Below are 20,556 nucleotides of genomic sequence, written 5' to 3' on the forward strand. Positions count from 1 at the left end.
GCGGCCTTGAAGCCGCCTTTCGTCATCCGGTTTGTTTTAACCGATTAGATCGTCAAATGCCGCCCTGACCGTCGTTGCCGACGAAGGCAATCCGCAGCATGTTCGTGGAGCCCGGAGTGCCGAACGGCACACCTGCGGTCACGATAATGCGCTGACCCGGTTTCGCAAACCCTTCGGAGAAGGAGATGCGGCAGGCGCGGTCGATCATGTCTTCCTCGTTGGCGGCGTCTTCACTGACCACACAGTGCAAGCCCCAGCCGAGCGACAGGCGACGTGCAGTTGCAAGCACCGGCGACAGAACGATCACCGGGCTGGCCGGACGTTCACGAGAGGCGCGCAGGCCCGTTGCGCCAGACGTCGTGTAGCAGACGACAGCAGCAAGGTTCAGCGTTTCGGCAATCTGCCGGGCCGCTGCCGAAATCGCGTCGGCGCCGGTGGCTTCCGGCTCGGTCCGCTGCGCGTAGATGATCGTGCGGTAGTTGGGATCCTGTTCCACCTGCTGGGCGATCTTGTCCATGGTGGACACTGCCTCGATCGGGAATTCACCTGCAGCGGATTCGGCCGACAGCATGACGGCGTCTGCGCCTTCGAACACGGCGGTGGCAACGTCGGACACCTCGGCGCGGGTCGGCACCGGTGCGTTGATCATGGATTCCAGCATCTGCGTGGCGATCACAACCGGCTTGCCGGCACGGCGGCAGGCGCGGGTGATGCGCTTTTGAAGGCCGGGAACCTGTTCCAGAGGCAGTTCAACACCCAGGTCGCCACGGGCAACCATGATGGCGTCGGAGAGTTCGATGATCTCGTCCAGCCGGCCGATGGCCTGCGGCTTTTCGATCTTGGCCAGAACGCCGGCGCGACCACGGGTGATCTTGCGCACTTCGGCAATGTCGTCCGGGCGCTGCACGAAGGACAGGGCCACCCAGTCGACGTTCTGGTCGAGGGCGGCGATCAGGTCCTTGTGGTCCTTCTCGGTCATGGCGCTGGTCGCGATTTCCGAATCGGGAACGCTGACGCCCTTGCGGTCTGACAGCTTGCCGCCGACGACGACTTCCGTCACGGCCCGGGTGCGGTCGGCTTCCAGAACCTTGAGCTGGATCTTGCCGTCATCGAGCAGCAGGCGGTGGCCCGGCTCGAGAGCCTGAAGAATTTCGGGATGCGGCAGGTGCACCCTGTCGACACTGCCGCCGGACTTGTCGGCGTCCAGCGTGAACGTTGCGCCGTTTTCCAGCATGACCGGACCGTCGGCAAACGTTCCCACACGCAGCTTGGGTCCCTGCAGATCGGCCAGAATGCCGATTGGTCGTCCAACCTTCTCCTCAACAGAACGGATGCGTTCAACGAGCATCTTCAGACGATCATGATCGGTATGGCTCATGTTGATGCGGAACACGTCCGCACCGGAGCGATACAATTTTTCGATGATGTCTTGTTCTGAGGAGGAGGGTCCGAGAGTTGCAAGAATTTTGACTCGCCGGTTACGCCTCATCGCCCACCTGTCCCCTGTTGCACGGGTTCGGTCAGCTGGACCGTCCAGCTGCTCTGTTCGCCCGTGTCGATTTCAAAAAAGCCTGTCCGCTCGAATCCGCGAGCCACACAGTCCTCAATTCCGCGAATGGTGAATTCCTTTTCCCGGGTGCACATGAACGCCCGGCCACCCCATTCGCCGAATTGGTCATAATCAACTGCGTAGATGTAATAGTATCGTGACACCAGCGCCCCGGGTACCAGGGTCTCGCAGGAATTGGAAGCAAGGTTCCACCAGCCTTCGGTGACCCAGTCGGTCTTGTCCTTGTAGCCGATGGCTACACCAACCTGACTGTCGGTCTTGTTGCAAAGGCGCAGATCAGCTCTGGCTTCGTCACTGGATGCGGAGAAAAACAGCACGGTGAGGAATGCAGCAAAGGCAAATTTCACAGGCACGCTGATACATGCCCGAGACTCGCCCTGGTTCCGTTCCCCAACCTTAAACATATGCAGTCGTTCGCTTTGCTGCTTTACAGACATTCGCTTTTTGCGTCGACAAGGGGGCCTTGTCAACGTCGTTAACGGGATACGGAGCCTTTCGCCCAGACTTGTTTCCCGAACCGTCCGGATTTTTTGTCCAAATGAACAGTCCCACCCCCTATGCCGTCAGAAATGGGGCGGGAACATGGCCGCTCCGCCTCAGATCGGTGTTAGCTGTCAATAAAGCGTATACCGCGTTGTACACACCTTGGCAAAAACACAGGTGCCTTGATTGCAAGGAAGGGTGTGGAAGGTGTGGATGGCCTGCGGTGTTGCCGCCGGAAAGCGGTGTTTTCGGGCTTGGTTCCTTCGCCGGTTTGCCGTAAACCTGACCGCCTGCGCGATAGCGAGCCATAAAAGTTTCCACGAAGCGAGACATGATAGAACCAGCAGCCGAAACCGGCCGGGCCTTTCAGCCGACCGAATACGTAAAGGGCGATTTTACTTCCGGATTGCTGCTCTTGTGCGATCACGCCCGCAACACGGTCCCTGAGCCCTATGGCGATCTCGGCGTTCCGGCCGAACAGTTCGAACGCCATATCGGTTATGACATCGGTGCGCGCGCGGTCACGCTCGAACTTGCAAAGCGACTCAATGCGCCAGCTTGTCTGACCACCTATTCTCGGTTGCTGATCGATCCGAACCGGGGCGATGACGATCCTACACTGATCATGCGCCTGTCGGACGGTGCCGTCGTGCCGGGCAATGCAAAGGTCGACACGAAGGAGCGAGCGATCCGCATCGACCGGTTCCACAAACCCTATCACGACCTCATCGACCAGACGCTGGATGCCATGATGGAAGTGAGCGAGCCGCCGGTGATCGTCTCCATTCACAGTTTCACGCCGGTCTGGCGCGGCGTGCCGCGGCCCTGGCATGTCACCGTTCTGTGGGACAGCGACCCACGAGCCGTTCAGCCCATGCTTGAAGGCTTGAGAGCGCAGGAAGACATCGTCGTCGGTGACAATGAACCCTACGACGGAGCTCTCAAAAACGACACAATGTACCGGCACGCAACCCGCCGGGGAGTGGCACATGCGCTTCTGGAACTGCGGCAGGATCTGATTGCCGACGTGGCTGGAGCGGTTGAATGGGCGGACCGACTCGAGCCGGTTCTGAGAAAAATTGCCGGCATGTCCGACTGCCGGCGGATCCAGCATTTCAAGTCGCGTAGCGACGCTGCTTAAGGCCGGGCCACCGGTCCGGGACAGGGAGACCTTCGGGATGGACGATCAGACGAAACTCGAACTGGAAGCTGCGGTTTTCAGACGCCTTGTGGAACATCTGCGTGGACGGACGGACGTTCAGAACATCGACATGATGAATCTGGCCGGTTTCTGCCGTAACTGCCTGTCCAACTGGTATCAGGACGCGGCGCAGGACAAGGGCGTTTCCCTGGAAAAATCCGAGGCTCGCGAAATCGTCTACGGCATGCCTTACGACGATTGGAAGGCCAAATACCAGACCGAGGCGACTGCGGATCAGCAGGCCGCCTTTGAAAAGAACAAACCCCAACACTGAGCCGGGGGTGCTTCGGCTTGCTTGGCTGCTTGACGGCCAATGCGGAGTCTGGCAACGCACGGCCAGGTTATTGACGGCGGCTCATATCAGCCGCGGCCATTGAGACCGCGCACTGCGCGACAAGGAAGTACGAGAAGGAGAAACAGAAAACATGTCCGATCCCGGTGGAGTGGCAGGCGACCAGCTGCGCGCGTTTGTAGAGCGTATCGAGCGTCTTGAAGAAGAAAAGAAAGTCATCTCCGATGACATCAAGGACGTCTATGCCGAAGCCAAGGGCAACGGCTTTGACGTCAAGATCCTGCGGAAGGTCGTTTCCCTGCGCAAGAAGCAGCCGCATGAGCGTGAAGAGGAAGAGGCGGTTCTCGACCTTTACCTGCATGCACTTGGCATGGCTGGTGGTGCTGGCGGCGGCGAAGGCTGACAAGCTGCGGTAACCGCGGTTCACGACAAGAAAAAAGAGCGGCTGAAAAGCCGCTCTTTTTTTATGCTCAATTTTTCACTGGTGGACGCTTCAGCGCGCGAAGCGTACCGGAAGGATGACCACTGCCGGACCGTCGAACCGGTCTGTGCGCAGGTCGCCGTAAGGATTGTTTTCAAAGCTGGCGGAGACAAAGCGGTTGCCCGGCATCATCACATTCTTCAGCTGGCGCTGGTTGGGATGGCTGAGCCACGCGAAGGTCTGATGACGCGTGGTGCCTGCGCCGGACAGAAGCGTCGGAGCGGATTTGTCCGGCAGGCTTGCAAACCCGGCAAGCGGATCGACAATCTGATCACGCGGGATCCGGCCTGAAACGGACTGCTGGCGTGCAGGGGCTGTCTTGGCGGTGGCGCCGGCTGCCGGCCGATTGGCCTGTGCCCGTGCCGGTTCGCTTACCGACGGACGCAGCGAGCGGCTCAGGCTCGTCGGTGCTGCAGAGGCCGAAGCATAGGCAAGCGTCGTTTCCGAACGCGGTGCAGGCACCGGAGAAGGTACGGAAGTACCCGTTGCCGCGGCAATGGCTGCGACCGGATCATCGGTCGGAGCGGGGCCCGGAACGGGGACATCACCGGTCAGGCCGAGATTAGCCGCTGCAACCTTGGCAGCATCGCTAAGGCCCTTGCTGGGTTTCTGCTGCGGCGTGCGCGAGGCTACCTGGAACCGCGAGTCGATTGCCTTCTCGGGAACCGGGTTTGCACCTTGTGTCGGTGCGCTCGGTTGCCCGGTCTCGATTGCAAACCGCTGTGCATCAAGCGTGTTCGGTGCGGGCGGAGGCGTCTTGCTTGCCGCCACGGCGGGAATATCCGCAGGCGGTTTCACGATCGGCGCGTTGCTGGCCACGACAATCGGTGCTGCTGCCGGTGCTTCCGGTTCGCTTTCCAGGACCTTCCGGCTGGGAACAGGCGGATTTTCGATCACCACCGCCGGGGCTTCGGCAACCGGTGCCGGCGGCGTGTTGCCAACTGCGCCCGGACGCTTGGATGTGTTGTCACGGTTGTTGCCGCCGCCAAAGAGGCTGGCAAACAGGTTGCCGCCACCGGAGGACGCATTGTCATCCTGCGCGGTTACCGGAATCGGTTTGCCCGGGCGGGTCAGATTCTGGTCGCGTGTGCTCAGGCCATTGGAAGAGCTTGAGCGTGTGTTGGACGCGACGATCGTCGGTTTGGAACTTCTCGACCGGCCGGACTTGCTTTCGGCGAGCGCAATCTTGTAGCCGCTCATAGGTTTGCCGTCAGACGGAAAGTGAAGTGTCTTGCCGTCCGGGAACACGCGAGCCAGTTCGGAACGGCTCATACGCGGCCAGTGACGGACACTGCCGGTGTCCATGTGCACGAAGGGGGACCCGGATCTCGGATAATAGCCGACGCCGCCCACTTCCTTGCGCAGGCCGGTGGCACGCAGGGTGGCAAGTTTCACGCCGGGGATGAAAAAGTCCATCGCCTTGCCGAGCGTGTGCTGGCTGTTCTTGGCAACGCCAGAGGACCGCTTGCGCAGCATGTTGTTGGTTGCGGGAGACCGGTAGCTGGAGACGACGTGGATCGGCTGGCTTGCGCCCACCTTCTGGTATACTTCCCAGACCAGATCCAGCAGTTCCGGATCGATCTTGGTCATTTCGTTACGGCGCCAGTCGCGCAGGAAGCGGTTCGCTTCGCGCAGACCATCCGGCAGATAGCGGCCGTTTTTCTTGAAAGTAATCGACACACGCTCTTTGGTATGCGTGTTGTACAGCTTCAGGGTACGCGTCTCGGCCTGGGCAAAGGTGACCAGGCACACAGACACGACAGCAAACGCGCCGGCCGCTTTCGCGGCACGCTTCAGCCAACCGACGGCGTCGAAATCAACTAACCGTGTACGCAATCTCTATCTCGCCGTTTTCAGAGGGCTTTCACCCATCCCGTGCTCCCCAGCAGGATGCATAGCCTAGCTGCCGCAGGTTAAGAAGTTTTTACCCTATTTTCGCTTCGCTGATAATCGTTGCAGAACTGCAACGGCGCAAGCGCGTAGTGCAAAAACGCTCCGGTAGCGGTGGTTACCCGGAGAATGCGTCAAAATATCGTCGAAATCGACAGTTTGCGCTATGATTTGCCTCAATTCAGGCTGCCGCGTCCTTGCCGCTCTCGTCCAATCCGTATTCCTTGAGCTTGCGATAGAGCGTGGATCGGCCGATTCCCAACCGTTTGGCAACTTCTGTCATGCGTCCGGAATAATGATTGATCGCTGCGCGAATCAGTTCCTCCTCGATATCGGTCAACTTGCGGACATGACCGTCCTGATCGAGGTTGCGCATGAAACCGAAGGGCGCCGCTTGCTCAAAACCTGCCTGAGGGGCAGGAGCCGACGGGGTGTGGTGCGGTGGAACCGAGGGTTCGCTCGGGCGGACCGGCGCTGCGGCAAGATCGCCTCCGGACAATCGGTCCGGGTAGGCTATCTGTGCCTGCGGCTGGAGCGTTGCGCCCGGAGAGGCCGTCTGTTCCGTTGCCGCGGCAACCTGCGGGAAATCGTTGATCGTCAGTTGCGGGCCGTCGCACAAGACGACAGCGCGGAATACCGCGTTCTCAAGCTGCCTGATATTGCCCGGCCAGTGATACTCCTGGAGCATCGCGAGCGTGTCCGCGGTGACGCCGGCCACCTGAGGCTTGCCTTCCTCTGCCGCGAAACGGGCCAGGAAATGGCGGGTGAGCGCGGGAATGTCCTCTCGCCGGTCGCGCAACGGCGGGATCCAGATCGGGAAAACGTTGAGCCGGTAATAAAGGTCTTCCCGGAAGACACCTTCCTTCACCTGGTCGATCAGGCGGCGGTTGGTTGCCGAGATCAGACGGAAATCCACTTTCACCGGACGGCGAGCGCCGATCGGGTCGATCTCGCTTTCCTGCAGGGCGCGCAGCAGCTTGACCTGAACTTCCTGAGGCAGCTCGCCAACCTCGTCCAGGAACAGCGTTCCGCCATGAGCTTCCTGAAACTTGCCGACATGCTTGTCGACCGCGCCGGTGAACGCGCCCTTCTCGTGGCCGAAGAGAATCGATTCGACCAGATTGTCGGGAATCGCACCGCAGTTGACCGTGACCAGAGGTTTGGATTTGCGGTCGCTGGATCCCTGAATGGCGCTGGCGATCATTTCCTTGCCGACGCCGCTTTCCCCTTCGATCAGGATCGGAATGTTCGACGCGGCGGCCCTCTTGCCCAGATTGATCACCCGTTCCATGGCCGGCGAGTGGGTGATGATGTCGGCGAAGGTCAGTGTGCCGGAGGCCTGTTTGCGGATCCGGGTGATCTCGCCTTCCAGAGCGGATGTCTTCAAGAGATTGCGGATCGAGACATTGAGCCGTTCCGGCGCCACCGGTTTGACCACGAAATCCTGAGCGCCCGCATTCATGACGTTGACCACGGTATCAATGCCGCCGTGGGCGGTCTGAACGATGACCGGCGTTGCGTTCTTGTCGGAGCGCAGACGTTCCAGAACGCCCAGACCGTCAAGCTCGGGCATCACCATGTCGAGAATGATCAGGTCGATCTCGCTGGCTTCCGGGCTGGACATGATGCGCACCGCTTCGGCACCATTCTCGGCCGTTTTCGACCGGTAGCCGAATTTTTTCACGGCTTCCTGAAGCAACCTGCGCTGGATGGGATCGTCGTCAACAATGAGAATTTTGCCGCTGAGTGCTTGCATTGGCGGTTTCGCTCGTCCCGAATTGTCTCGTTTCGAACCATTCTGGTCGCAATTGGGTAAACAAATCGTCCAAGTGCAGGCAAAAAAGTTTTCACAGTCAGATTGCAGGCGGGCCTTTTCCCGGCCTACTAATTCTAACAACAGAAGATTGCCGGACCCGTTCGTCCGCAGACGCACCGGAGAAAAAAACTTGCCCATCCCACATCCCGTCCATGCCCCCCAGGCCGCCGCTTCAGGAGATCTCGGAGCGCTTCCAGAATGGGACCTCACGGATCTCTATCCCGCAGTCGATGCGCCGGAGGTTGCTGCCGACCTGAAGGAGATCCTGGAGCGGTCGAAAACCTTCGAGACGTCCTACAAGGGCAGGCTGGCCGACATGGCCCAGAGCAATGTTCCCGCGCTGGTCACCGCAATTCGCGCCTATGAGGAACTTGAAGACCTGATGGGCAGGCTGATTTCCTTCGCCGGCCTGGTCTATTCGGAAAACACGATCAAACCCGCATCGCAGAAATTCTACGGCGATGTGCAGGAGCAGATCACGACGGCAAGTTCGCATCTTCTGTTCTTCACGCTGGAGATGAACAAGATCGATGACGGCGTGATGGAAACTGCGCTTCAGGATAGTCAGTTTGCACATTACCTGCCGTGGATCGAGGATCTGCGCAAAGGCAAGCCCTATCAGCTGGAAGACCGGGTGGAGCAATTGTTCCACGAAAAGTCCGTCACGGGCGCGGGTGCCTGGAACAGGCTCTTCGACGAGACGATGGCCTCGCTGACCTTCGATGTCGACGGTCAGGAACTGTCGATTGAACCGACGCTCAACATGCTGGTGGATCCTTCGCCCGATACCCGCCGCAAGGCGTCGGAAGCTCTGACACAGACCTTCAAGGAAAACCTGCGCACCTTCACGCTGATCACCAACACGCTGGCCAAGGACAAGGAAATTTCCGACCGCTGGCGGAATTTCACGGACATTGCCGACAGCCGCCATCTTTCCAACCGGGTCGAGCGGGAAGTTGTCGATGCGCTGGTGGCAGCCGTGCGCGATGCCTATCCGCGCCTGTCGCATCGCTACTACAAGCTGAAGGCAAAGTGGCTGGGCATGGACCAGCTCAACACCTGGGACCGCAACGCACCTCTGCCGAATGCCGACACGCGAGTGATCCCCTGGGATGAAGCGAAGGACACGGTGCTGTCCGCCTACAGCGCCTTTTCACCCGACATGGCGGAAATCGCAGGCCGGTTCTTCGACCGGCGCTGGATCGATGCGCCGGCCCGCTCCGGCAAGGCGCCCGGTGCGTTTGCGCATCCGACAGTGCCAAGCGCGCACCCCTATGTGCTGGTCAACTACCAGGGCAAGATCCGTGACGTGATGACCCTTGCCCATGAACTGGGCCACGGCGTTCACCAGGTGCTGGCGGCACCCAACGGACCGCTGATGGCGCCGACACCGCTGACCCTGGCGGAAACGGCCAGTGTCTTCGGCGAGATGCTGACGTTCAAATCCCTGCTTGCCAAGGCGGACAACCCGCAGACCCGCAAGGTGATGCTGGCCTCCAAGGCGGAGGACATGATCAACACGGTGGTGCGCCAGATCGCCTTCTACACCTTTGAGCGCAAGGTTCACACGGAACGGCGCAATGGCGAGCTGACGTCGGACAAGATCGGTGAATTGTGGCTGTCCGTGCAGGGCGAAAGCCTTGGTCCGGCGATCAAGTTGAGCGAAGGCTATGAAACCTTCTGGACCTATATTCCGCACTTCATCCATTCGCCGTTCTATGTCTATGCGTATGCCTTTGGCGATTGCCTGGTGAACTCGCTTTATGCGGTTTACGAGGAAGCGGAGACCGGATTCCAGGAGAAGTATTTCGATCTGCTGAAGGCTGGTGGTACCAAACACCATTCCGAACTTCTGGCTCCGTTCGGACTGAGCGCGGTCGATCCGGATTTCTGGAAAAAGGGCCTGTCGGTGATCGAGCGGATCATCGATGAACTCGAAGCTCTGGAAGAGGCTTGACGCGGTTTCCGATGACACGGCCAGCGTTGCCACCCTTCCACCACACGCCCTATGACGGCACCAGCCAGCCTTTCACCGTCGGTCTGAAGCCGATCGGTGAGGAGGTCTGGCTGGAACCCGATCCCTTTCTGGCGAAACATCTGGGTGAGAAGAAACGGCTGTTTTCCGATCATCTGGAAACGGTTTTCCGTGCAGAGCCGGACACAGATGCCGCGCAGCAGGAGGTCCTGGACCTCCTCACGGAGAACCTCTCGCGGTTTCATGCAGATACCCACCGGGTCGGGGACGCCGAAGTCGAGATTGTCGCCAACGGCGCGCGTATCCCGCTTGCCGGGGCTCCCGCACTCGTAACGGCTGCAAGTCTTGTGCAGGAAGATCTTGTCTTGATGCGGCCCGGGCAGGACGGCTACAGGCTCGCGGCCGCCGCGCTCTGTTTTCCCTCGTCCTGGTCTCTGGCGGAGAAGTTCGGCCAGTCCATGACGGGCATTCATGACAATGTTCCCGGCTTCAACGGAAGCCGCATGGGAATGATGGTGGCCCGGATATTCGACAATCTGAAAGCCGGACAGTTTCTGGAGCGCTTCAACTGGTCGATCTATCCCGACGGCGATCTTCACCATCCCTTGCCGAAACAGATCCGCGTCAAGATTGACGACGGTGCACTGGCCCAGCTTTTCCTCCGGGTCGAGCGGCAAACCTTGCGGCGTCTACCCGGGTCCGGCGATATCCTGTTCACCATCAAGATCCATCACGATCCGTTGGCGGCACTGGAAGCGCAGGAAGGGCGTGCAGGGCTGGCGGATGGGCTCCGCAAGCAGCTGCTTGCGCTTGATCCGGATCAGCTTGCCTACAAGGGCCTTGTGGCAACACGGGACGATCTGGCCCGGGCGCTGGAAAAAATCAGTCTCGGCTAGCGGTAGATCGTGCTGTGTGCTGAGCGTCAATCAGTGCCCTGACCTTTTCCCGGTCTTCAGCGCTCGCCGGGTGGTAGACCATCATCGCAAGGTCCGCACGGCCGTCGACGGCAAAGGTCGAACATTCAAGGCTCATCCAGCCGGCCACAGGGTGCTTCAACCGTTTGGTAAGGTCGTCTGCGGCGAGGACGTCATGGTCCTTCCACAGGCGTTCGAAATCCGGGCTCAGCTGGCACAGTTCCTCCACCAGGGATGTGGTTTCATATGCGGCGCCGGCACGTACCACATCGGCCCGAAAAGCACCGACGACGAAACGGGCGACGCTTTCCCAATCCGCCTGGATATTGCGGACCCTCGGGTCGCTGAAGATCAGCCGCAAAATGTTGCGTTCGCCGGGGGGCAAGCTGGCGTAGTCGGTCAGGACGGCCGAAGAAGCGCGGTTCCAGGCAACGACGTCCCAGGTGTGGGTCCTGATCATGGCAGGGGTCTGTTCCAGGGCATCCAGAACGTTCTGAAGCCGGGGCGACACACCTTGCTGCGGTTGGTAGCGAACGTCAGGGGCACGGCCGAGCCCGATAATATAAAGATGCTCGCGTTCGACATCCGTCAGCATCAGGGCCTTTGAAACCCGGTCAAGGACTTCGGCCGAAGGCGCACCGCCACGTCCCTGTTCAAGCCATGTGTACCAGGTGACGCTTACATTCGCGCGTTGTGCGACTTCTTCGCGCCTCAGGCCCGGCGTTCGCCGGCGGGTGAGGGGAATGCCGAATGCGGCGGGATCCAGTTTTGCCCTGCGATCCTTCAGAAACCGGCCCAGTCTATTGTCTTCCTGGATATCCGCCATCTTATCCTGTCAGTCATTATACCTGTATAAAGTCACTACTTTAATTGGATAAATATTGCCGCAAGACTGCTCGCCGTTCAACCAACGGAGTGTTCTCATGCGAGTATTCGTTACCGGCGCAACAGGGTTTGTAGGCTCCGCCGTCGTTTCGGAGTTGTTGCAGGCAGGCCACCAGGTGCTTGGCCTCAGCCGATCGGAAAGAGGGGCTGCGCTCCTCCGGTCTCAAGGAGCGCAAGTGCAGATCGGGTCACTGGAGGACCTCGACAGCCTTCGTGATGGAGCAAGGGCAAGTGACGCTGTCGTGCACACGGCGTTCAATCATGATTTTTCGCGCTTTGCCGCAAGCTGTGAGGAAGACCGTGCCGCCATTCTGGCCCTCGGCGAGGGGCTATCCGGAACAGACCGGCCGCTGCTGGTTACCTCGGGTGTTGCCGTTGTCCGGTCCGGACCGGTGGCAACTGAAGCCGATCCGGCGGTTCCAACCTCACCGACCTATCCCAGAGCTACCGAGGCCGCGACGGCCGAATTGGTGCAGGCCGGGATCAACGCCAGGGTGGTCCGCCTGCCGTTCTCGGTTCATGGACCGGGTGATCATGGTTTTGTCCCGATGCTGATCGGCATCGCCCGGGAGAGGGGGTTTGCCGCCTATGTTGGCGATGGTGAAAACCGCTGGCCGGCAGTGCACCGTCTGGATGCGGCAAGGGCTTATCGTCTGGCACTTGAAACACCGGAGACAGATGGTCCTTTTCACGCAATCGGCGAAGAAGGCATTCCTTTCCGCGCAATCGCAGAGGCAATCGGCCAGGGGTTGAACCTTCCCGTGCGCTCGCTCACCCCGGACGACGCAGGACCCTATTTCGGCTTCCTGGGTATCTTTGCCGGAATGGATGGTCCTGCGTCCTGCGACAGGACCCGGGCTGCGCTCGGCTGGCAGCCGGCAGAATGCGGTCTGCTGGCGGACATCGGCAGAAGCGGCTATTTCTGAAAATAGCCGGGCGTTGCCAGGCAGTTGGACGCCTGCGTCGGAATAGCGGCTGGTGGAGCTGGATATTGTTGCGGTAGTTCATATGTAGTGCCAGGAGACCGTATCCAACGGTTCGATGCATCGGGCGTTCCCGGAACGCCAGTTGTTACAAGGGAGCCCGCCACCGCATGGCCGACAGCAAAGACCGTGAAAGCAACCGCCTCAGCGCCCGCATGGGGCGCTACGCCAAAGTCGGCACCAACATGGGTGGCATTGCCGCAAAGGTGGCCGGGGCACGGTTGTTCGGCATGGAACTCGACAATGCCAAGAACGCGGCCGAACTGGCCGCGGCCCTTGGCGGGCTGAAAGGCCCCTTGATGAAGGTGGCGCAGCTCTTGTCGACGATCCCGGATGCATTGCCGCCGGAATATACGACCGAACTTGCCAAGCTGCAGGCCAGTGCACCCCCCATGGGCTGGGCCTTCGTCAAACGCCGGATGCGGGCTGAGCTCGGTGCGGACTGGCAAGGCCGGTTTGCCGAATTCGGCAAGGAGCCGGCTGCAGCGGCTTCCCTTGGACAGGTGCACCGGGCCACCGGCCATGATGGGCGGGTTCTGGCCTGCAAGCTGCAATATCCGGACATGGCTTCTGCAGTCGAGGCGGATCTCAAGCAACTGCAGATGCTGTTTTCATTGCACCGGCGCATGAGCCCGGCCATCGATACGCGCGAGATCGCCAAGGAAATCAGCGCCCGGGTCCGTGAGGAGCTGGACTATGCCAGGGAGGCGGCACATATCGCCGTCTATCAGGGCATCCTGGGAGATTTCGACCGTATCCGCGTACCCGAAGTGATCCCGGAGCTGTCGACCAAACGCCTGCTCACAATGGGGTGGCTCACCGGAAAACCTCTGCTCGACTACAAGGAACACAGCCAGGACGAGCGCAATCTGCTCGCCAGAACCATGTTCCATGCCTGGTGGCATCCGTTCAGTCATTTCGGCGTCATCCACGGTGACCCACATCTGGGCAACTACACCGTGTTCGAGCAGGAAGGCGCTCCGGCGGGCATCAATCTGCTGGACTACGGCTGCATCCGCATCTTCCCCGAGGCGTTTGTCGAGGGCGTCGTCGAACTCTATCGTGGCCTTCTGGAAGAAAATGACGATCGGGTCGTCGCGGCCTATGAGCGTTGGGGCTTCAAGGACCTGAAGAAGGAAGTCATCGAGGTTCTGAACATCTGGGCAAGGTTCATCTACGGTCCTCTGCTCAGTGACCGCGTCCGATCGATCGCGGACGGCGTGTCGGCTGCCGAATACGGACGCAAGGAAGCCTTCCGCGTTCATTCCGCCCTGAAGCAACTGGGGCCGCTAACGGTGCCGCAGGAGTTCGTCTTCATGGACCGGGCGGCAATCGGGTTGGGCGGAGTGTTCCTGCACCTGCGGGCGGAACTCAATTTCTTTGAGCTGTTCAACGAGCAGATCGACGGTTTTGAAGCGGCAACCGTGCGCAAGCGCCAGAACGATGTACTGGCTACAGCCGGGCTTGCCGGAGCCTCACATGCTGCCTGATTGTGCGAAGGATTTCAGTGCGGAAAGGGATGCCAAAGCCAAAGCTGTCAAAAAGTCGCGACCTGTGTGACGAATTGTGCACTTCCCGTCATTGCCGAACCGGCAGGCTTTATTGTATGTAGGCTGCCGACTATCGAATTTTCCTGGGGGACTTCATGTCTGACGAAACTGCGCCCGCAATGGACTATGACGCTCACGAGCAGACTTACGAGGGGTTCATCAACTTCTCCAAGATCGGCACGATCGCAGTCCTGACCATTGTCGTCTGCCTGATCATGTTCGCCTTTGGCGGCACCGCTGCTACCGTTTTTGGCTGGCTGCTGCTGATCGCAACCCTCATTGCCACCGCTGTCGGCATGGCTCTGGGTGCATCCGGCTGGATCCCGCCTGCAGCTGTCTTCGTTCTGAGCGGCATCCTGGCGATCCTGACCGTCTGAGCGAAGCCTCCGGCCTTCATGGTCCGGCCAGCACAGACGAACAACGAACACATCTGTTTTTGGAAAGGCGCGGTCAGATCCGCGCCTTTTCCTTTTGTTATTGGACCCCAAGTGCGATGAGCCGCGCCGCGCCAGCATCCTTTGTCTATGACCCGCCGCTGGAGCCGTTTCTGACGGTGCTGCACGCTGATGACGATCTTCTGGTGATCGACAAGCCGAGCGGGATCTTGAGCGTGCCAGGCAAGGCTGCCGAACATGGCGACTGCGTCGAAAGCCGCGCGCAGGAGCGCTTCCCAGATGCGCGGATCGTTCACCGGCTCGACATGGATACGTCCGGTGTCATGGTTCTGGCAAGGAACCCCGCAGCACATCGGCATCTGGGGCTTCAGTTTGAACGGCGCAAGACGCTCAAGACCTACATTGCCGATATCTGGGGGAGCCCGTCAGAAGACGAGGGAGAAATTGATCTGCCGCTCGTTTGCGACTGGCCGAACAGGCCCAAGCAGATGGTCAGCTTCGAGTTTGGCAAACCTGCGCTCACCAGGTGGAAGGTACTTGAGCGGAAAGAACTGACGACGCGGGTCCGGCTGTTTCCCCATACGGGACGGTCGCATCAACTGCGTGTCCACATGCTTTCGCTCGGGCATCCAATCACCGGCGACAGGTTCTATTCGGAAGGTGAGGCGCTGACAGCCTCCAGCAGGCTTTCGCTCCACGCCGAAACGCTTGAACTGCACCATCCGGCGCATGGGGAGCGGATCTGTTTCCGGTCCGAAGTACCGTTCTGACGCTCATCGGTAATGGTGATTGGTTTGCCGGTCAGCTCAAGACGGCTGTCCCAGGTCGCGGTCAGGCGTTCGCCAGATATCTTTCCATTTGCAGGTCGGGATAGAGCTCCCGCATGCGGTGACCGCAGATCTTGTCGATGATTTCGCATTCCTGACGGGACAGGTTTTGAGGCGGCGTATAGGAAACTTCTGGCTCGAAGTTCGTTGCTGACGTCGGTTTCCAGGTGTTGATCTTCGTGTCGGCCACTTCGGGCTTGATGCCCGTCAGATTGGTGAAGGCCTCTATCCGGTCGATATTCTCCTGAAGGTTTTCCGTCAGGTCCTCATATTCGACGACGTGCAGCATTGCCGGCAGGTTCTCGAACTGATTGCGCTTCAGCGTGACGATCACTTCCGTGTTGGCGATCCACTCGGTGCAGCCTTCGACAAGCTTCGACAGGTCAGTGATCCAGCCCTTCGACTTCTGCGACCGCAGGACATCGTAGACATTCCGATAGATGTAGATGCATTTGAGGTCGCTGATCAGGTCCGACGTCTTGACGACGCTTTGAAAGGAAACATTGGGAACCTTTACCGCCCAGATATCCTTGTCGATTGCCTGCGTCGCATCGTCATAGCTCTGCCTGTAGACCTGCACAGCTCCGACCAGCGCATGGGTTGGAAATTCTGCCGGCAGATCCAGGCCAACCATCCAGTAGTCATAGTTCTCTTCGAAGATATTGTTCCATTCGAAGGCTTGCCGTTCCTGGTTGTTCTGGACGTTTACAATCTCCTTGTGCGCAAACTCGCACAAGTTGATGATGCGGCGCCCACAGGTTTCCCCGTAGCAAATTCCGTTTTCCGAACTCGTGATCAGCCGTTGCAGGAGCGTTGTTCCTGAACGCGTGGTCGGCGAAGTTACGAGAATGGGACTGGCTGTCATGGTGCGAAGCTGGCTTTTCTTCGTCTGGAACGGCGGTCTCGTGGCGAATCGCTTTGAAAACGCTAACACGAATGAACGCTGACGTCGAAAAGGGTGCACTTGCGCAACCTGCGCTCGCAGCGATGTGCGAGCGCGATACTAGATGAAAAGGCTTGCTGGGTGTCGTGGCCGGATCAGCCGTTGCCGACGCGGCCAAGACCTTCGCGGGCGATCTTGTTGGAGTTGTCCAGCGTGATCGCACGAGTATAGCTCCGGCGCGCATCCTTCGGATTGTTGAGCATTTCCTGGGCAAGGCCCCGGTTTGCCCAGGCAATAGCGGAATCCCGGTCGAGATTGACAGCCATCGACAGGTCCGAGAAGGCGGCGTTCGGGTCGTTTACAGCGATGTAGGAGATGCCGCGAGCGATATAGGGAGCGCTTGCCTTCGGGTTCAGGCCGATGGCGGTCGCGAAGTCCTCGATCGCGCGCTGATGCTGGTTCTGCGCCTGGTAGATCAGGCCGCGATTGTAGAACGCACGGGCATCGCTGCTGTCACGGGTGATGACGGAATTGAAGTCGGCAAGGGCAGCGTTGTAGTTGCCCTGTTGGCGATAGATGTTGCCACGCCCGACATAGGCCACGTCATAGTCCGGCTTGATGTTGATCGCGCGGGTGTAGTCGGAGACCGCCTGATCGTTCTGGCCCATGCGGCGATAGACAAGACCGCGGTTGGCATAGGTCTGGTAGGACTGCGGGTTGAGCTGCAGAGCCCGATTGAAGTCCTCGACCGCCTTGTCCAGCTTGCCGGCCTGGCCGTAGGCAATGCCGCGGGTGCTGTAGGCGCTTGCATCGTTCGGATTGGCATCGATCACCGCCGTCAGAGAGGCGATGTTGGTCGAAGATCCGGCCGAAGCATTGGTCGGCACATCGTCGTAGACGCCCGTGGTGCAGGCCGACAGCACGGCAGCAAGGCCAAGCAACGTTGCATGAGGCAGAAACTTGCGCATGCGGCACATACGATCTCTAAGGGTCAAGCGATTAGACATGCCGTTCATCTGCCTCCAATAGGGCGGGAGTATGGCTGCTTCACGCTCTTTGAACCAAGCTGGAAGCATTCCCCGCAAAACGCCAAAAGCCGACCGGAACTTCGGTCGGCCTTAGGGCAGTTTTGAGAAGATTGGCGGCCAAATCCGCCAGAAACGCTCAAGCCGAACTTAGCGGCGAGCGGACTTGCCCGGGAGCAGGCCTTCACGCTGTGCCCGCTTGCGAGCCAGCTTGCGTGCACGGCGAATTGCTTCAGCCTTTTCACGCGCCTTCTTTTCAGACGGTTTTTCAAAGTGACCGCGAAGTTTCATTTCACGGAAGATGCCTTCGCGCTGCATCTTTTTCTTGAGCGCCTTCAGCGCTTGATCGACATTGTTGTCGCGAACCAGAACCTGCACGCGTTTTTTCCCGTTTTCGATGCGCTGCAGAGGATCCGCAGCAAGAATAACCATGATGGAAGCGAGGCTTCGCCAACGAACCTTACGGTGGTTTCAAAAACACATGCGAATGCCCATCGGTTTACCGATCAACCAAGCATCCACTTGTGTACAGAGACCTTATCGCCGCTGACGCGTCGCTCACTTTGGCGCGCTTAATACCAGAGCAAACCCTATGTGTCCACAGGCATTCGCAAAGAAACCCGCCAAAATCGGATTCCGGCACCTGCGCCGGAGCGTGTCCCCAACCCGTAGAACAAGTGTGGACACCGGACAGTATCACGACTAGAGGTGGATGTCTCACCCCGGTCAGAAGAGCCTCGTGCAAGAAGGCATGACCTTGCCCACATTGTTGGAGGAAACAATGGCGCAGAACGCGTCAAGGGCTCCCGATTCGGACAAGAGCCAGTCCCTTTGGCGGAGCGACATACGGCCTACCCTTTCTCTGGGGTTGCCGCTTGCCGGGGCCCAGTTGGCCCAGATGGCCATCAATACCACGGACGTTCTGATGATCGGACGTCTCGGCGCGCAGGAGCTTGCTGCCTCCGTGCTGGCCTTCAATTTCTACATGCTGGTCTGGTTTTTCGGCATGGGTGTGCTGCAGGCGGTGATTCCGCTTGCCGCCCGTGCCCGCGGCCAGAAAAAGCTGCGCGACCTGCGCCGGGCCGTGCGCATGGGCTTCTGGATTTCCGTCCTGTTCTGCATTCCTGTCTGGGGCATCCTGATCTTCATCGAGCCTATTCTGCTGATGCTGGGGCAGGAGCCGGAACTGGCCAGGCTCGCGGGGGTCTACATGGTCTATCTGCAATGGACCATGTTGCCGGCTCTGCTGATCATGGCCGTGCGCGGCTTCCTGACCGTAATGGAGCGGACGCAGGTGGTGCTCTGGGCGACGATTGCCGGTGCCATCGCGAATGCGTTCCTGGATTATGTGCTGATTTTCGGCGAACTCGGTTTCCCGCGCCTGGAACTGGTTGGGGCGGGGATTGCCTCGGTCATCAGTGCGACAACGACATTCCTGTTCCTGCTGGCGTATGCCGTGCTGCACCCCAGGCTTCGGCGCTACAACATTCTTGGCCGTATCTGGCGGTCGGACTGGCCTGTCTTCTTCCAGATCGTCCGGCTGGGAACGCCGATTGCACTGACCATCATTGCAGAGGGCTCCCTGTTCACGGCATCGTCGGTGATGATCGGCTGGCTGGGCACGCTGCCGCTCGCCGGTCACGGCATCGCTCTGCAGATCGCATCCATCACCTTCATGGTGCCTGTCGGTCTGTCCGTGGCCGCCATGACCCGCGTCAGCCTTGCTTCCGGGCGGGACGACCACAAGGGGGTCGGCCGCGCCGGCTGGACCGCGCTGGTCGTGACCATGCTGTTCATGGGTCTTTTTGCCATTCTCTTCTGGACGATCCCGGAGCAGCTGGTGGGCGCATATCTCGACCTCAGCGACCCTGAAGCCAGGGAAGTGATGGCCTATGGTGTCTCGTTCCTGACGGTTGCGGCACTGTTCCAGCTTGCCGATGGCGGCCAGATTATCGGCGTCAATAACCTGCGCGGCCTGGGCGACACCACGATACCGCTTTTCTTTGCCCTGTTTGGATACTGGGTCGTCGGCATCAGCCTGTCGCTTGGACTTGGTTTCGTGGCCGAATGGGGCGGGGTCGGTGTCTGGTGCGGCCTGGCGGGCGGCCTTGCCTCCGTTGCGGTGCTGGCGAACCTGCGCTTTGCCCGGCGGGAGAAGCTGGGTCTCGTGCCCGGCTGAGTCAGCCCCGTTTTGGCAACGTATCGGCGTCAAAACCAGAAAGCCCCGGCTCGTGTCCGGGGCTTTTTCAATCCTTTTCAGATGGTCCTGTTCAGGACTTTTCCGAGATCCGGTTGACGTGGCCCATCTTGCGGCCTTCGCGGGTTTCGGCCTTGCCGTAAAGATGCAGACGGGCAGCGGGTTCCTTGAGAACCTCGTGCCAGCTGTCGGCGTCGAAACCGATGAGATTTTCCATGACAGCATCCGAATGCCGCTCGGCAGAGCCAAGAGGCCAGCCGGCGACAGCACGAATGTGCTGGTCGAACTGGGACGTCAGGCAGGCGTCCTGCGTCCAGTGGCCGGAATTGTGAACGCGCGGTGCAATCTCGTTGACCAGCAGCCTTTCGCCCGCTGCCTCGCGCACCAGGAACATTTCAACGCCCATGACACCAACATAATCCAGACCGGCAACAATCTTCCCGGCCATCGCACGGGCTGCGTCCAGCGTTGCCTGCGAGACGCCGGCCGGAACAGTCGAGGTCTTCAGGATGTGGTTTTCGTGGTGGTTCCGGGCAACGTCGTAGCAGGCAATGCCGCCGTCCAGGTCGCGTGAGACAATCACGGAGACTTCACACTCGAAGGGGATAAGCGCTTCGAGCACCATCGGTACCGCGCCGAGTTTTTCGAAGGCGCCGTCGGCATCCTCGGGCTTGCGGATCATCTGCTGCCCTTTGCCGTCATAGCCGAAGCGGCGGGTCTTCAGTACGCCCTTACCGCCAAAACGCGCAACGGCTTCTTCGAGATCCTGCTGCGAGGCAATGTCGGCGAAGTCGGCAATGGCAACACCGGCACCGGAGAGAAACTGCTTTTCGAACAGCCGATCCTGGGAAACCTCCAGCGCGCGTACACCGGGGCGCACCGGAACCTTGGCGTCGAGATGGGCAGCGGTCGGACCCGGCACGTTTTCGAATTCATAGGTGACGGCGTCGACGGAAGAGGCGAAGCGGTCGAGCGCGTCGATGTCCTCATAGGGCGCAACCGTGAAGGTGGCGCTGACGTCAAAAGCGGGACTGTTCGGATCCGGACAGAAGATATGTGTCTTCAGACCAAGGCTGGCGGCCGATTGTGCCAGCATCCGGCCGAGCTGGCCTCCACCAAGGATGCCGATGGTGTCGCCTGGGCTCAAACGGGTTTTGGCGTTCATGGTATGGATCCTGCCCGCTTCGGG

At 59.8% G+C, this 20,556-nt stretch carries 19 protein-coding genes; 10 read left to right on the forward strand and 9 right to left on the reverse strand.

Going from position 1 to position 20,556, the window contains the following annotated elements:
• Window positions 1–52: 52 nt before the first annotated feature.
• Entirely contained in the window at window positions 53–1,489 is a 1,437-nt protein-coding gene (pyk, locus tag ACYQ6M_RS00605; protein ID WP_023003528.1) for a pyruvate kinase, read from the reverse strand.
• Window positions 1,486–1,923 carry a DUF1036 domain-containing protein gene (locus tag ACYQ6M_RS00610; protein ID WP_023003527.1) on the reverse strand — a complete coding sequence of 146 codons (438 nt, stop codon included), beginning with the start codon at window positions 1,921–1,923 and terminating at the stop codon, window positions 1,486–1,488. The genes pyk and ACYQ6M_RS00610 overlap by 4 nt, the downstream gene beginning before the upstream one ends.
• 461 nt (window positions 1,924–2,384) lie before the next feature.
• On the opposite strand from ACYQ6M_RS00610, the gene ACYQ6M_RS00615 reads away from it, so the two are divergent.
• From ACYQ6M_RS00615 to ACYQ6M_RS00625, 3 genes are all read left to right on the forward strand, one after another.
• The gene (locus tag ACYQ6M_RS00615; protein WP_460071555.1) at window positions 2,385–3,194 is read left to right on the forward strand and encodes an N-formylglutamate amidohydrolase; all 810 of its coding nucleotides are present in this window, start codon (window positions 2,385–2,387) and stop codon (window positions 3,192–3,194) included.
• A 37-nt stretch (window positions 3,195–3,231) separates the two neighbouring features.
• Window positions 3,232–3,528, forward strand: coding sequence for a DUF1244 domain-containing protein (locus ACYQ6M_RS00620; RefSeq protein ID WP_023003523.1), 297 nt, complete (start codon window positions 3,232–3,234; stop codon window positions 3,526–3,528).
• 151 nt (window positions 3,529–3,679) lie between these two features.
• A complete protein-coding gene (locus tag ACYQ6M_RS00625; protein ID WP_031270542.1) occupies window positions 3,680–3,949 on the forward strand; it encodes a DUF2312 domain-containing protein in 270 nt (89 codons plus the stop codon).
• Between the two features lie 90 nt (window positions 3,950–4,039).
• Here the strand turns inward: ACYQ6M_RS00625 and ACYQ6M_RS00630 are convergent, their stop codons facing one another.
• Both ACYQ6M_RS00630 and ACYQ6M_RS00635 read right to left on the reverse strand, forming a co-directional pair.
• Window positions 4,040–5,785 (reverse strand): DUF882 domain-containing protein, encoded by a 1,746-nt coding sequence (locus tag ACYQ6M_RS00630; protein ID WP_460073170.1) that lies wholly within the window; start codon window positions 5,783–5,785, stop codon window positions 4,040–4,042.
• Window positions 5,786–6,098: 313 nt separating this feature from the next.
• Window positions 6,099–7,673 (reverse strand): sigma-54-dependent transcriptional regulator, encoded by a 1,575-nt coding sequence (locus tag ACYQ6M_RS00635; RefSeq protein WP_023003516.1) that lies wholly within the window; start codon window positions 7,671–7,673, stop codon window positions 6,099–6,101.
• 190 nt (window positions 7,674–7,863) lie between these two features.
• Here ACYQ6M_RS00635 and ACYQ6M_RS00640 point away from each other — a divergent pair, with 190 nt between their 5' ends.
• Window positions 7,864–9,690, forward strand: a complete 1,827-nt coding sequence (locus tag ACYQ6M_RS00640) for a M3 family oligoendopeptidase (RefSeq protein WP_228871284.1) — start codon at window positions 7,864–7,866, stop codon at window positions 9,688–9,690.
• 11 nt (window positions 9,691–9,701) lie between these two features.
• Window positions 9,702–10,604 (forward strand): heme-dependent oxidative N-demethylase family protein, encoded by a 903-nt coding sequence (locus ACYQ6M_RS00645; RefSeq protein ID WP_367021894.1) that lies wholly within the window; start codon window positions 9,702–9,704, stop codon window positions 10,602–10,604.
• On the opposite strand, the gene ACYQ6M_RS00650 is transcribed toward ACYQ6M_RS00645, so the two are convergent.
• Window positions 10,591–11,448 carry a helix-turn-helix transcriptional regulator gene (locus ACYQ6M_RS00650; RefSeq protein WP_460071558.1) on the reverse strand — a complete coding sequence of 286 codons (858 nt, stop codon included), beginning with the start codon at window positions 11,446–11,448 and terminating at the stop codon, window positions 10,591–10,593. The genes ACYQ6M_RS00645 and ACYQ6M_RS00650 overlap by 14 nt on opposite strands.
• Before the next feature lie 97 nt (window positions 11,449–11,545).
• Here ACYQ6M_RS00650 and ACYQ6M_RS00655 point away from each other — a divergent pair, with 97 nt between their 5' ends.
• The 4 genes from ACYQ6M_RS00655 to ACYQ6M_RS00670 all read left to right on the forward strand — a co-directional run bounded on the left by ACYQ6M_RS00655 (window position 11,546) and on the right by ACYQ6M_RS00670 (window position 15,205).
• Window positions 11,546–12,433, forward strand: a complete 888-nt coding sequence (locus ACYQ6M_RS00655; RefSeq protein WP_460071560.1) for an SDR family oxidoreductase — start codon at window positions 11,546–11,548, stop codon at window positions 12,431–12,433.
• Between the two features lie 167 nt (window positions 12,434–12,600).
• Window positions 12,601–13,980 carry an ABC1 kinase family protein gene (locus tag ACYQ6M_RS00660; RefSeq protein ID WP_460071562.1) on the forward strand — a complete coding sequence of 460 codons (1,380 nt, stop codon included), beginning with the start codon at window positions 12,601–12,603 and terminating at the stop codon, window positions 13,978–13,980.
• 155 nt (window positions 13,981–14,135) lie between these two features.
• Complete coding sequence (locus ACYQ6M_RS00665; RefSeq protein ID WP_023003505.1) at window positions 14,136–14,417, forward strand: aa3-type cytochrome c oxidase subunit IV; 282 nt, start codon at window positions 14,136–14,138, stop codon at window positions 14,415–14,417.
• Window positions 14,418–14,533: 116 nt separating this feature from the next.
• Window positions 14,534–15,205 carry an RluA family pseudouridine synthase gene (locus ACYQ6M_RS00670; protein ID WP_460071564.1) on the forward strand — a complete coding sequence of 224 codons (672 nt, stop codon included), beginning with the start codon at window positions 14,534–14,536 and terminating at the stop codon, window positions 15,203–15,205.
• A gap of 61 nt (window positions 15,206–15,266) precedes the next feature.
• On the opposite strand, the gene ACYQ6M_RS00675 is transcribed toward ACYQ6M_RS00670, so the two are convergent.
• From ACYQ6M_RS00675 to rpsU, 3 genes are all read right to left on the reverse strand, one after another.
• Window positions 15,267–16,127: a sulfotransferase gene (locus ACYQ6M_RS00675; protein WP_296596813.1), complete on the reverse strand. Its 861-nt coding sequence runs from the start codon at window positions 16,125–16,127 to the stop codon at window positions 15,267–15,269.
• Between the two features lie 173 nt (window positions 16,128–16,300).
• A complete protein-coding gene (locus ACYQ6M_RS00680; protein ID WP_208984760.1) occupies window positions 16,301–17,152 on the reverse strand; it encodes a tetratricopeptide repeat protein in 852 nt (283 codons plus the stop codon).
• 168 nt (window positions 17,153–17,320) lie between these two features.
• Window positions 17,321–17,548 carry a 30S ribosomal protein S21 gene (gene rpsU, locus ACYQ6M_RS00685; RefSeq protein WP_008188883.1) on the reverse strand — a complete coding sequence of 76 codons (228 nt, stop codon included), beginning with the start codon at window positions 17,546–17,548 and terminating at the stop codon, window positions 17,321–17,323.
• 403 nt (window positions 17,549–17,951) lie between these two features.
• Between rpsU and ACYQ6M_RS00690 the strand changes: the two genes are divergently transcribed.
• Window positions 17,952–19,349, forward strand: coding sequence for an MATE family efflux transporter (locus ACYQ6M_RS00690; protein ID WP_460071567.1), 1,398 nt, complete (start codon window positions 17,952–17,954; stop codon window positions 19,347–19,349).
• Window positions 19,350–19,440: 91 nt separating this feature from the next.
• On the opposite strand, the gene ACYQ6M_RS00695 is transcribed toward ACYQ6M_RS00690, so the two are convergent.
• Window positions 19,441–20,532, reverse strand: a complete 1,092-nt coding sequence (locus ACYQ6M_RS00695; protein WP_168685386.1) for a 5-(carboxyamino)imidazole ribonucleotide synthase — start codon at window positions 20,530–20,532, stop codon at window positions 19,441–19,443.
• Between the last annotated feature and the right edge of the window lie 24 nt (window positions 20,533–20,556).

The sequence above is a fragment of the Roseibium sp. ROS1 genome (assembly GCF_054658215.1).